The organism is Gordonia sp. NPDC003424, assembly GCF_053588655.1.
This window is the reverse complement of record NZ_JBSFQJ010000001.1, coordinates 168,395-180,711: the sequence shown is the minus strand read 5'-3', so window position 1 is coordinate 180,711 and position 12,317 is coordinate 168,395. Positions and strand designations below refer to the sequence as shown.

General features: G+C 68.4%; 8 protein-coding genes and 1 tRNA gene. 7 read left to right on the top strand and 2 right to left on the bottom strand.

Annotation, left to right across the window (positions count from 1 at the left end; all coding sequences use genetic code 11):
- Positions 1 to 69 precede the first annotated feature (69 nt).
- On the bottom strand, positions 70 to 1,563 hold the full coding sequence (locus ACWDTI_RS00775; protein WP_449736120.1) for a threonine/serine ThrE exporter family protein: 1,494 nt from the start codon (positions 1,561 to 1,563) through the stop codon (positions 70 to 72).
- Positions 1,564 to 1,567: 4 nt separating this feature from the next.
- Between ACWDTI_RS00775 and ACWDTI_RS00770 the strand changes: the two genes are divergently transcribed.
- A tRNA-Thr gene (locus tag ACWDTI_RS00770) sits at positions 1,568 to 1,642 on the top strand.
- 114 nt (positions 1,643 to 1,756) lie between these two features.
- Positions 1,757 to 3,298, top strand: coding sequence for a carboxylesterase/lipase family protein (locus ACWDTI_RS00765; protein ID WP_449736119.1), 1,542 nt, complete (start codon positions 1,757 to 1,759; stop codon positions 3,296 to 3,298).
- Between the two features lie 109 nt (positions 3,299 to 3,407).
- Here ACWDTI_RS00765 and ACWDTI_RS00760 read toward each other — a convergent pair whose 3' ends face one another.
- The gene (locus ACWDTI_RS00760) at positions 3,408 to 7,157 is read right to left on the bottom strand and encodes an NACHT and WD repeat domain-containing protein (RefSeq protein WP_449736118.1); all 3,750 of its coding nucleotides are present in this window, start codon (positions 7,155 to 7,157) and stop codon (positions 3,408 to 3,410) included.
- A 351-nt stretch (positions 7,158 to 7,508) separates the two neighbouring features.
- Between ACWDTI_RS00760 and ACWDTI_RS00755 the strand changes: the two genes are divergently transcribed.
- The 5 genes from ACWDTI_RS00755 to ACWDTI_RS00735 all read left to right on the top strand — a co-directional run bounded on the left by ACWDTI_RS00755 (position 7,509) and on the right by ACWDTI_RS00735 (position 12,166).
- Positions 7,509 to 7,910: a RidA family protein gene (locus ACWDTI_RS00755; protein ID WP_449736117.1), complete on the top strand. Its 402-nt coding sequence runs from the start codon at positions 7,509 to 7,511 to the stop codon at positions 7,908 to 7,910.
- Entirely contained in the window at positions 7,907 to 9,091 is a 1,185-nt protein-coding gene (locus tag ACWDTI_RS00750; RefSeq protein ID WP_449736116.1) for a winged helix DNA-binding domain-containing protein, read from the top strand. The genes ACWDTI_RS00755 and ACWDTI_RS00750 overlap by 4 nt, the downstream gene beginning before the upstream one ends.
- 88 nt (positions 9,092 to 9,179) lie before the next feature.
- Positions 9,180 to 9,857, top strand: coding sequence for a DUF899 domain-containing protein (locus ACWDTI_RS00745; protein ID WP_449736115.1), 678 nt, complete (start codon positions 9,180 to 9,182; stop codon positions 9,855 to 9,857).
- Between the two features lie 99 nt (positions 9,858 to 9,956).
- Complete coding sequence (locus tag ACWDTI_RS00740) at positions 9,957 to 10,670, top strand: response regulator transcription factor (protein ID WP_449736114.1); 714 nt, start codon at positions 9,957 to 9,959, stop codon at positions 10,668 to 10,670.
- Between the two features lie 53 nt (positions 10,671 to 10,723).
- Positions 10,724 to 12,166, top strand: a complete 1,443-nt coding sequence (locus tag ACWDTI_RS00735) for a HAMP domain-containing sensor histidine kinase (RefSeq protein WP_449736490.1) — start codon at positions 10,724 to 10,726, stop codon at positions 12,164 to 12,166.
- Positions 12,167 to 12,317: the final 151 nt, after the last annotated feature.

Genomic DNA, 12,317 nt, shown 5'->3' with positions numbered 1-12,317 from the left:
TTCACAATCGTCTTCCGGCGGCGGTGGCTGCCGGGCAGTCCCACGCGCGGTCGCGCGCGACATCCGATTCTACCTGTTCGGTCGGCTCTTTCCGGGCAGTACCTGGCGACGTCCTGGCGCGCCGGTGGCGGTGTACGCGCGATCGCGGCGGAGCATGGCCATCCACTCGGGGCGCCGCGGCAGATGCGGTCGGCGCAGTAGGCGGGCAATGAACTCGCCGAGCGTGACACCCGCCGCGAGTGCCACGCCGGTGGCGAATGCACTGGTCATCCAGGTGAAGCCGACGAGCGTCTGATCGTTGAGGATGCCGTACAGCCCTCGGTACACCGCCAGACCGGGCAGCAGCGGGGTGATGCCCGCGACGGCGACGACGAGCGGTGGGGTGAGCGCGCGACGTGCCATCAGGCCGCCGACGAGACCCACCGCGGACGCGGCGACACCGTTCGCGATGACATCCCCGATCGGGACGAACGAGCCGGAGGCGACGATCGCCGCACCGATCACGCCGCCCATGAAGGCGACGGGCAGGGCGCGTTTCTCGGCATAACTGGCCAGGGCGTAGGCGGCCGCCGCGACCGCGCCGGCGAGGATGCGAACCGGAAGCTCGACGGCCGGAAAGGTGGTGTCGGTGGTGATCGACGGCAGATAGATCCCGAACCACTGCAGCAGCTGGATCGCGATGCCGACACCGGCGACGAGCCCGCCGGTCATCAGCAGGACCTCGAAGAACCGGGCGACGCCGGTGATCGGTGCCCCGGTGATCGCGTCCTGGACCGAACCGACCAGCGACAGCCCGGACAGCAGCACGACGATGCCGGCGGCGATCGTCAGTGACGGCGTGAGGTCGATGCCGAGGTGTTCGGTGGAGCCGAACACCACCGCCGCCGGGACGACGGCGATGAACCCGCCGGTGATCTGCTGGAAGAACACCGGCGTCCCGACCCGGTTGAGCCGCCGGTTGACGACGATGATGACGACGGTGCTGAGAAATGCGATCAACGAGCCGATCGCACCCGCACCGAGCAGGACCGCGACCGCCGACGCCATCAGCCCCCACGCCGTGGTGGCCACCCGATGGCGATAGGGATGCGGGGCGGTGATGATCTGATCGACCATCCGGTGCGCGGTCTCCGGCGTGATCGCCATGTCGCGGATACGCCGCACCAGACGATCGATCTGTGCGAGCCGGGTGAAGTCCATCGAGCGGTAGTACACCTGCTCCATCGTGGTGATGGGCGGCAACGTGGCACCGCGACGTGCACTGACGACGATCGTGTTGTAGGTGACGTCGACGTCGACGTCCTCGAGTCCGTACACGCCGGCGACGAATTCGATCTGGTGTTGGGTATCGACGGCGGCAGTACCCGAATCGAGCAGGACCGCACCGATCTTGGTGGCGAGATCGAGCACCTCGGTGATCGCGCCGACGTCGAACCGATCGATCGGTTTGCGCGGCGACACCTGGATGCTGCCCGGCTCGATGGTGTCGATCGTCGCCTGAGAGTCACCGATCAGGCGGACGGGGTTCAAGTACCCCAGCGCTTGGCCGATATACTCGCGCACGCAGGCCTCCTTAGCTCAGTGGTAGAGCACTCGCCTTGTAAGCGAGCGGTCGTCAGTTCAATCCTGACAGGGGGCTCCAAACATTCGACATCGACTCCGGGGCCCAGATGTGAACGGGCCCCGGAAGTGACGCGTTCCGACCTGTGATGCGCCTCATGCGACCGAGACGTGTCCATGCGGCACCATCGAAGGTATGTCGTCGGAAACCCTCGTCGTCCACCCCACCTCCGGCCCGGTCCGCGGAACCTCGGGCAACGGCGTCGACGTGTGGAAAGGCATCCGGTACGCCGAGCCGCCCATCGGCGATCTGCGCTGGCGGCGGGCCCGCCCGGTGAAACCGCACACCGACATCCTCGACGCCGACAGGTTCGGCGCCGTGAGTCCGCAGGCCCAGATGCCCGGCTTCAGCCTCGGGGTCGACGTCGCTTTGGACGAGGACTGTCTCTTCCTGAACGTGTGGACGCCGTTGGGTGCGTCGACCGGATCCCGCCCGCGCCCGGTGATGGTGTGGATACACGGCGGCGCCTACATCCTGGGCAGCGGGAGCCAGCCGCTCTACGACGCCACCCGGCTCGTCGTCGACGGCGACGTCGTGGTGGTCACCATCAACTACCGGCTCGGAGCGTTCGGTTTCGCCGACTTCTCGTCACTGAACGACGATCGCGAGGCGCGCTTCGAGTCCAATCCCGCGCTCAGCGACGTCCTGTGCGCGCTGCAGTGGGTGCACGACAACATCGCGGCGTTCGGCGGAAACCCGGCGAACGTCACCGTGTTCGGCGAGTCGGCCGGTGCGGGGATCGTGACCACGCTGCTGACCGTGCCCGCCGCCCACGGCCTGTTCCAGAAGGCCATCGCGGAGAGTTCGCCCGCCACATCCATGTACGACCAGGCCCGGGCCGCCCGGGTGGCCAAGCAGTTCCTCGCAGCGGCCGATGCGTCAGGAAAAGATCTGGCCGACCTTTCGGTGGACCGGGCGGTCAAGGCGACGATGGCCCTCATGGACCAGGTGCCGACGGCCACCCCGGGAACGATTCCGTTCGCGCCGGTGATCGACGGAGATCTGTTGCCGCGCAACCCGATGGACGTGTTCCGTGACGGCGCGTCGCATCCGGTGCCACTGCTGATCGGTACCAACAAGGACGAGGCGGCGCTGTTCAAGTGGATGCGCTCGCCGATGATGCCGATCGCACCGGCCGACATCGAGCGGATGTTCGCGACCCTGGCCGCCGAGCATCCCGAGGTGACGCTGCCACCACGCGCACAGATCACCTCCGCCTATCAGGGGATGAGCCCCAAGATCGCCGGACTCGGTGTCGCCCGCGACATCGCATTCCGGATGCCCACCGTGTGGATCGCCGACGCGCACAGCCGACGAGCACCGGTCTTCCTGTACCGATTTGATTGGGCGACAAGGATGTTGCGGGTTCTCACCCTCGGTGCCACGCACGCCACCGAGCTGCCGTATGTGTTCGGCAACCTCACTCTCGGGCCGACGGACGTCACATTCCGGCTCGGTGGCCGCAAGACCGGTGAGGCGGTGTCGAATCGCATGCAGCGGCGATGGACCTCGTTCGCGCACCGCGGCGATCCGGCGCGCGACCCGACCTTGCCGTGGCCGGCCTTCGACGTCGAGGACCGCGCGACCCTCGTCATCGATGCCGAGGACCGGATCGTCGCCGATCTCGACGCGGATCTCCGGAAGGCATGGGGCGACGAGGTTCTCGGCTTCCGCTGACGGATCCCGTGCCGAGATGCACGGATGAGACCTGTTCGGCATACGGCAGACGCTGAACCGGCTCGCCACCCGTCTCCCGGCTGACTGGCCGGTCCGTCGTCGGTCACCGTCAGCCGCACTCGGGGGGAATGTCGGTGTGCGGCAGATACATGACGCGTTGCGCCGGTGTCAGCTCTGCGGTGGTGCCACAGATCCATTGTTGTGCCACAACGGGATCAGTGGTCTTTTCCTGGATGCTCCCGGTGGTGTCGCCGCCGGTGACGATCTCGTGGTCGGATGTCATCCGGCGCGGCAGCTGCCACGTGGTCGTGGTGTCGGTCGTGGAGATCAGTGGCGCGATCGCCTGCTCGTCGGTCAGCCGATGCTCACCGGTGAGCGTGTAGGAGATCAAATGGTGTGTGGCAGTACCGACGATGAGCCGCGTCGGCGACAACGACAGTGTGGCGGCATGGACGTCGGGCCGACGTGACACCATCCGCGGAGACGCGGCGGTGATGTCCCAGGTGGTCAGATCGCGGGATGCGACGACCACGGTGCTCCCGTCGGCGCTGAAGATGGCTGCCACGGCGGGCGTGTCGATGTCGATCACCGTCGGGGAGTCCCGACGGCCGTTCAGATCGTAGAGGTACACACGTTTGTCGTCGGACGCCACCGCCAGCCGGGTGCCGTCCGGACTGAACGCGATACTGCGGATCAGGTCGCCGGGCCCGGTCAGCGGGCCACCGAGCGGCGACGGATGGCGCGGATCGGTGGTGTCCCACAGCTGCACCGTGGTGTCGGTGAGGCCGGTCGCCAGGATGTCGGACGACGGTGCGAACGCCGTCGCGTTGGTGTAGCGGGTGTTGACCGAGAGCTCCGCGGCAAGTGCGGGGGCGGCCGGATCGGCGATGTCCCACAGTTGGATCTGCCCGCCGTTGTTGTTCGCGGTTGCCGCCGTGGTGCCCGCCGCGTTCATCGAAACCGTCGGGTGATCGTTGACCCGCCGCTGGATCGGCATGCGCGCGTGCTGAATCCAGCCGCCGGTGCCGTCGGTCCAGACGTCGAGGGTGGTGTCGGTGCCGACCGAGGCGAGCACCTCGCCGCCGTTGCTGCGGGCCAGCCCGGTGATGACTCCGCCTCGGTCGGGGATGACCGTCGACGGCAGGCTCCACAGATCAAGGGTCCCGTCGGAGCGTCCGACGACGAGGCTCGAACCGTCCGGGCTGAACGCGGTGGAGAAGGTGCGGACCGATCCCTGTTCGGACACGCCTTGGGCGCTGGCCGATGGCAGGGACCACTGGGTCACCGGCGCCGACGGATCGACGGTGTTCCACACCGTGACAGCGCCGTCGGCGCGTGCCGATGCCACCTGCTTACCGTTGGGGCCGAACGTGATCGACCACGAGCCGGCGGTGGTCGTGGGCATCGAGGTGGTCCACGGCACGGGCCGTGCGGGGTCGGAGACATTCCACAATTGGGCGTTGGGGCTGTCGCCGGTCACCGCGAGGGAACGGCTGTCGGCGCTGAACGCCACCGAGTGGGTGATGCTCGGGAATCCGGTGATGGGCGCCCCGAGCGGCGTGGGGTGATCGGGGAAACTGTTGTCCCACAACCGAACCACGCGGTCGTCGCCGCCGGTCGCCAGTAGCCGCCCGTCGGGACTGTATGCGAGGGTGCGGGTGGCACCGATATGTGCGTCGAGAACGACTGTCTCGCTGAGGGTTCCGTTGCCGTCGATGCGGAAGACGGTCACCGAGCCGTCATCCGAGGAGGCCGCGAGATGACGGCCGTCGGGCGCGAACCGCACCAGATACACCGTGCCGTGACCGGGGGACACCGCGGTGACCTGACGAGGGGTGGCCGGTGATCGGATGTCCCATATCCGCACCGTGCCATCGCCGCTGCCCGTAGCCAGCAACGGTTGGGATGGATGAAAACTGTTGGAGGTCAGGTAGTTTCCGTAGCCGCCGAGGGTGGCGACGGATCGGAAGGACCCGCCGTCGGTGTGCTGCCACAGGCGTGCGGTGCGGTCGCCGCTGGCCGACGCGAGCAGCGTGCCGTCGGTGTTGAATGCGACGTCGTAGATCGGCCCGGTGTGTCCGTGCAGGGGGCGGGCCAGTGGGCTGGTGGTGGCGCCGAGGACACGTTGGCTCACCGTCGGATCGTCGGGGTAGAGGCTCTCGGCGACGAGAAGCAGCCGCGCCGCCAGCGACGGGTTGCTCTGCTGCAGGCTGTCGATGTGCGAGAGCAGCGCCGCCCGTTCCGCGCTGTTGCGCTGCTGGGTCAGGGCGTGCGCCTGACGCAATGCGATCGCGGCGGTGATCGACGACGCGACCGCGAGGATCACCACCGTCGCGATCGACAACAACCGCACGACACGTCGTCGTCGCTGAAGGGTGACGGCCGCGTCGAGGAACTCCTCGTTCTCGGCCGACAACAGGTGTTGATAGTTCTGCCGTAGCGCCGCCCGATGCTGGCGGGCCGTGTCGAGCCGCGAACCCGTATAGAGGAACGATCGGCTGTGCTCGGTGTCGATCCACGACGCGGTGTCGGTGTCGAGTTGTTGCCGCCACAGGTGCACGGTGGAGTCCGCGGCGATCCACTCGGCCAGCCGCGGCCACGACGTCAGGATGACGTCGTGCACGAGCATCACCGACTCCGACGACATGATGAGCAGCCGGGCGTGGGCGAAGATGTCGATCACCCGGGAGATCCGCGACGGGAACCGGTCGGCGATCGTGTCGGTGGCCAGCGGCACGCGCAGCGCGATACCGGCGGGGCCGACGTGCACCAGCGCGAGCAGCAGCGCACGCGCGAGGTTGCGGTCACCGGGATCGACCGCCGACCATGCCGCTTCGGCGGTATCGGCGACGGCCCGGGCGATGCCACCGGTGGCGCGGTAACCGCTGATCGTCATGCGATTGCCGGATCGGCGCGCCCAGGTCGCCGCCAGCACGTGCGCGAGCAGCGGCAGTCGTCCGGCGCGGTCACCGATCGGTGATGCCGAGTGCAGGTCGCTGATCATCACGTCCGCCAGCCCGGACTCGATCCGCCCGCCCGCCAGCTTGACCGGCCCGGTGATCACTTCCCGCAGTTGCGACCCGGTCATCTCCGACACGATGACGCACCGCTGCTGCCACGCCTGCGCGAGGAGTGGGAACTCCACGCACTGGCCGAAGAAGTCGGCGCGGACCCCGAGCACCACCACCGAGTCACCGGCGAGTTCCTCGATCCGGCCGACCGCCGCGACGAGGATGTCGTCGGGAAGGGCGAACACGTCCTCGAACTGGTCGACGACGATCACCGGCGAGTCGGGTCCGTCGTCGACGTGGATGCCGTCCGGCGTGATCGCGGCGCGCCGGGGCGCGGTCAACCGGGCGTCGCGGGCCAGTCCGGCGCCGAGTAGCGACGACTTCCCCGACCCGGACACACCGGCGACGATGATCAGCCGCGGCCCGCTCGGGGCGGCTGCGGTGTCCAGGATCGTGTCGACGAGCGTTTCGACGAGGTCGTCGCGGCCGAAGAACACGGCGCTGTCGGCGGCGGTGAGGGTCGCCAGCCCGGCGTACGGGCGGGCGACGGGCGGGCCGTCCGGGACCGGCGTCGCCGACTCCGCGTCCCGGCCGTGTTCGGTCAGATGCTGATCCCAGAGTTCCTTCCACTTCGGGATCGTGAGAACGTCGGGCTCGCCGGCGGCGACGGCCCGGGACGTGAGCCACACCAACAGGGGCTCGACGGTGCCGAAGTCGCGCGGCAGATGCCGCCCGTTGCGCCAGTCGCTGATCCGCTGCGCCGATACCGTCGACCGCGCCGCGGCAGCACGCAGCGTCGGCCGCCCGGCCTGCACGAACAACCGGGCCAATGCCTCCCCGAAATCCACTCGCCCCCACTGAAGTCCCCGACCGACAAGTTCGCCTCAATGATGCGCCGAACCGGGCCGTGCTGGCCAACCGAGCGGCCCCGGCGTCGGTTCTCCGGTGTTCCGGAGGTGGGTCCGGTGTCCGGTCCGGAAAGTCGGATCCGGCGCTGACCAGCGTGTTTGAGCCCATTCCGGCGACGGTGATGGATTCGTGTCCGCAGGTGGGGTCAACTGGTCCCGGCGAGTTCGAGGGCCATCGGACACGCAGCTGCTGCCGTTGCACGACATGTGGCGGTGCGACGGACACCGCCCGGTCGGGGGTGCATGTCGCGCAACGGCGCAGCAGACTTTCGCCGACGTAGGATCGGGCGCATGACCCGAGTTCGCCTGAACGGTTCGGCCGCCCTGCACGACGGCGGGTTCGCGTACAGCGCGACGGTCGCGCCCGGACCGCTGATCTTCACCGCCGGCATCAGCCCGCTCGATGCGGACGGCCAGATCGTCGCCCCCGGCGATGTCGTCGGGCAGACCCGGGTGTGCCTGGCGAACCTCTCCACCGTGCTGGGTGAACAGGGCGCCGCACTGTCGGACGTCGTCAAACTCACCATCTACGTCGCCGAGCACCTGCAGGCCGATCTCTACGTCGCATGGCAGGAGGTGCTGGCCGAGTTCGGCACCCCGGTGCCGCCCGCGATGATGCACGGCGTCACCGTGCTCGCCTACGACGACCAACTCGTCGAGATCGAGGCGGTCGCCGCACCGAACACCGCGTGACGGCGCGCCCCGTCGTCGGCGACGCGCAACGTCGCGCCCGGCTGATGCGCCGGCACCTGCTGGCCGACGAGGTGCGGGCCGATGCGGTCACCGCGGTGGCCGACGCGATGGTCGGCTTGCACGCGACCACCCCGTCGACGGTCTACCTGTCGGCGCGGGCCCGGATGACCGATGTCGCACCCGAGGCGATCAGCGATGCCCTCTACCGCGATCGCACCCTCGTCAAGCAGCTGGCGATGCGACGCACCTTGTTTGTCGTCACCCGACCCGTGCTGGCCGAGGCGATCGGCGCGGTCGGCCCCCGGGTGGCCGCGTCGGAACGCACCAACATGCTGCGCGACCTTCGGCGCAGTCCGGCATTCGACGACCCGGAGCGCTGGATCGACACGGCACGGCAGGCAGTGCTCGACGACCTCGCCGACGGCGCGGCGCGCACCTCGACCGAACTGCGGGAGCGGCTGCCCGCGCTGGACGGCCATGTCGAGGTCTCGCCGGGCAAGTCGTGGGGCGGGCGGGTGCCGATGGGCCCGCGGGTGCTCAACATGATGAGTGCGGCGGGCGAGATCGTGCGGGGCCCCAACACCACCCCCAACTGGCATCAGTCCCGTCCGGCGTGGGCGTCGATGACGCTCTGGCTGGGTGAGCCGGTCCCCGAGGTGTCGGTCGCCGACGGGCACCGTGCGCTCGTCCAGCGGTGGCTTCGCTCGTTCGGCCCCGGCACCGAGGCCGATCTCGTGTGGTGGCTGGGCACCACGAAACGCGCGGTTCGGGCGGCACTCGCCGACCTCGACGTCGTCGAGGTGGCGCTGGAGCGAGGACAGACCGGCTACCTGATGGCCGACGACCTCGACGATGACGACGACGTCGAACCCCGGGCGTTGCTCCTGCCCGAACTCGATCCGACGACGATGGGCTGGGCCGACCGCGGGTTCTACCTCGACCCGCACGCCGCGCACATCTTCGACCGCACCGGCAACGGCGGGCAGACCGCCTGGTGGGACGGCCGCATTGTCGGTGGCTGGCGGCAGAATCGCGAGGACGGGACGATCGTCGTGCATCCGCTGGAGAAACTGTCGCGAGCCGCGTCGCGGGCATTGGCGGCCGAAGCCGAGCGCCTGACCGCCTGGCTCGGCGACGTGCGGCCGACGCCCGGCTATCCGGCGCCGTTCATGCGTCGGTGAGCCCGTTGCCGGCGGCATGGGCGATCGATGACTTCTGGCGCGTGGCCTGGTCTACCCAACCGACGTCGACATTCGAAGGAGGTCCACCATGACCGAAGGCATTCCGGACGCGGTCGATCGCGGCACCTGGCAGGCGGCGCTCGCCGACCTGCGCACACGGGAGAAAGCGGCCACCCGCGAACTCGACGCGATCGCCGCCCAGCGTCGGCGCCTGCCCGTCGTGGCGCTACCCGACTACACGTTGATCGGACCCGACGGCGAGATTCGGCTCATCGACATCTTCGACGGCCGATCCCAGCTCATCGTCTACCACCACATGTGGAACGACGGTGCGGAGTTCCAGTGCGGCGGCTGCACCAGCTTCACGTCACAGTTCACGCGCCTCGACTTCCTCGACAACTACGACGCCCGCTTCGTCATCGTCACCAACGGACCCATCGACGAGGCGTTGGCGTACCGGCGCAAGGTGGGCAATCAGATGGACTGGTACTCGTCGTCGGACAGCAGCTTCGGCGCCGACATGGACGCCGGACCCGGCGAGGGATTCGGCATCAACACCTTCGTGCGCGACGCCGACACCGTGTACCGCTCCTGGCATACGAACGGTCGCGGCGTCGAACAACTCGGCCACACCTTCGGCCTGGTCGATGCGTTGCCGTGGGGGCGGCAAGAGGTCTGGCAGGACTCGCCGACCGGCTGGCCCCAGCGGCCCACGTACTCCGGCTGGCTCGATTCGCCGGATGTCGCACGTTTGTACGGACCCTGACCCCCCGACGCCGACCCGACGAAACCGCAGGTCACACCTCACAGCCAGCTCCCAGACAATATCCAGTGAAAGGTGAGCTTCCTGGGAGATAGTGATGGCATGAACGAAACTGCGAGGGACAACGGCGCGAAGATCCTGGTCGTCGACGACGAGGCCAACATCCGAGAACTGCTCTCGGTGTCGCTCAAGTTTCAGGGCTATGAGGTCGAGACTTCCGAGAACGGTCCGGCTGCCATCGACCGGTGCCGCAACTTCAAGCCCGACGCGTTGATCCTCGACGTGATGATGCCGGGCATGGACGGCTTCGGTCTGCTGCGCCGACTCCGCGCCGACGGCGTCGAGGCACCCGCGCTGTTCCTGTCGGCCCGGGATTCGGTCGAGGACAAGATCAACGGCCTGACCATCGGCGGCGACGACTACGTGACCAAACCGTTCTCCCTCGAGGAGGTCGTGGCCCGACTGCAGGTGCTGTTGCGGCGCAGCGGTTTCGACGAACAGGCCAAGGACACGTCCCGAATCCGCTTCGCGGACATCGAACTCGACGACGAAACCCACGAGGTCTTCAAGGCCGGCAGACTGGTGTCGCTCTCGCCGACCGAGTTCACCCTGTTGCGCTACTTCATGGTGAACGCGGGCACGGTGCTGTCCAAGCCCCGCATCCTCGATCATGTCTGGAACTACGATTTCGGTGGTGAGGTCAACGTGGTCGAGTCGTACGTTTCCTATCTGCGCCGCAAGCTGGACTACGGCGAGAAGCCACTCATCCACACCTTGCGCGGTGTCGGTTACGTGATGCGAGAGCCACGCGGGTGACCGCAACCCGACACCACGCCGAGCCGGCCCCGACCAGGTCCGAGCCGGCCGCGTTGTTGTCCCGGCTGGACCAGACGCGAAAGCGTGGTGTACCACTCCGGATTTCGTTGGTGGCCCTGACCCTCGTGCTCGTCGTACTCGGTCTGCTCGCATCCGGTCTGGCAGTCACCTCGGCGATGAAGCAGGACCTGATATCGCGTGTCGATGCGAACCTGATCAACGCCGTGCAGACCTGGGCCAAACCACGCGACCCGTCCACCATGCCGCAGCAGGGACCGGCCCCGGGTCCACGTCGCCCTCCGTCGCAATACTTTTCGATGATCACCATCGGCACCGGCGACACCATCACCAACAACGACTTCGCCGACGAGCCCGACATCGACGCCATCCCGGCCGACGCGGCGGGCCCGGTGACCGTCGGTTCGGCCGACGGCGACGGACCCGACTGGCGGGTCGTCCGAGCGTCCACCCCGTACGGCGAGTCCGTCGTGGCCACACCCCTGACCGACGTGCAGGCCACCCTCACGCGTCTGATGTGGTTGCAGCTCGGTATCGGCGCTGTCGTGGTGATCGCCATCGGTCTGCTGAGTTATGGACTTGTCCGCAACAGTCTGAAACCGCTGCGCCGCGTGGAGGAGACGGCGCACGCCATCGCGGCCGGAAACCTCAACATGCGGGTCCCGCCGGCGCCGGTGAACACCGAGGTCGGCAGTCTGTCGTTGTCGTTGAACACGATGCTGGGGCAGATCCAGCGGGCCTTCGCCGCGACCGCCGCGTCCGAGCAGCAGGCACGGAACTCCGAGGAGAAGATGCGGCGGTTCGTCGCCGACGCGAGCCATGAACTGCGCACACCGCTGACGTCGATCAAGGGGTTTGCCGAACTCTACAAGCAGGGCGCGGTCCCCGACGTGGAAGACGCGATGGGCCGGATCGACACCGAGGCCGGCCGCATGGGGCTGCTCGTCGAGGATCTGCTGATGCTGGCACGCCTCGACGCCCATCGACCCGTGGAATCGGCCCCCGTCGACGTGCTCGCACTGGCCGCCGACGCGGTGCTCGGCGCCCGAGCCGCTGCCCCGCAGCGTGACATCGAGATCGTCATCGGCGACTCCGACGAACCACCGATGGTGTCGGGAGACGCGCCGCGACTGCTGCAGGTGCTGCGCAACCTGATCAACAACGCGGTTGCCCATACCCCCGACGACGCGTCGATCACCGTCGGTATCACCCTCGACCAGTCCGGCGGCCGTGACGATGTGGTGCTGACCGTCACCGACACGGGGCAGGGGCTGACCCCCGACGAGGCCTCGCACGTCTTCGAGCGGTTCTACCGCGGGGATTCGTCGCGGAGCCGCGGGGACAAGGGTGGCGGCAGCGGTCTGGGCCTGTCCATCGTCGCGGCGCTCGTCGACGCACACAATGGCACCGTCGGTGTCGACTCGGTACCCGGCGAAGGCGCCACCTTCTGGGTCCGCCTCCCGCGTCTGGCGAGCTGAGCCCGTTCCCGGCGGCCGCTTCTTTCGCGGATGGAGTGAGGCCTGGCGTGGGCGACCGCTTCTTTCGCGGATGGAGTGAGGCCTGGCGTGGGCGACCGCTTCTTTCGCGGATGGAGTGAGGCCTGGCGTGGGCGACCGCTTCTTTCGCGGA

Coding starts and splice junctions, on each gene's coding strand:
- ACWDTI_RS00755 (WP_449736117.1), top strand. CDS start 7,509: ATGACCCGAGTTCGCCTGAACGGTTCGGCCGCCCTGCACGACGGCGGG.
- ACWDTI_RS00745 (WP_449736115.1), top strand. CDS start 9,180: ATGACCGAAGGCATTCCGGACGCGGTCGATCGCGGCACCTGGCAGGCG.
- ACWDTI_RS00765 (WP_449736119.1), top strand. CDS start 1,757: ATGTCGTCGGAAACCCTCGTCGTCCACCCCACCTCCGGCCCGGTCCGC.
- ACWDTI_RS00740 (WP_449736114.1), top strand. CDS start 9,957: ATGAACGAAACTGCGAGGGACAACGGCGCGAAGATCCTGGTCGTCGAC.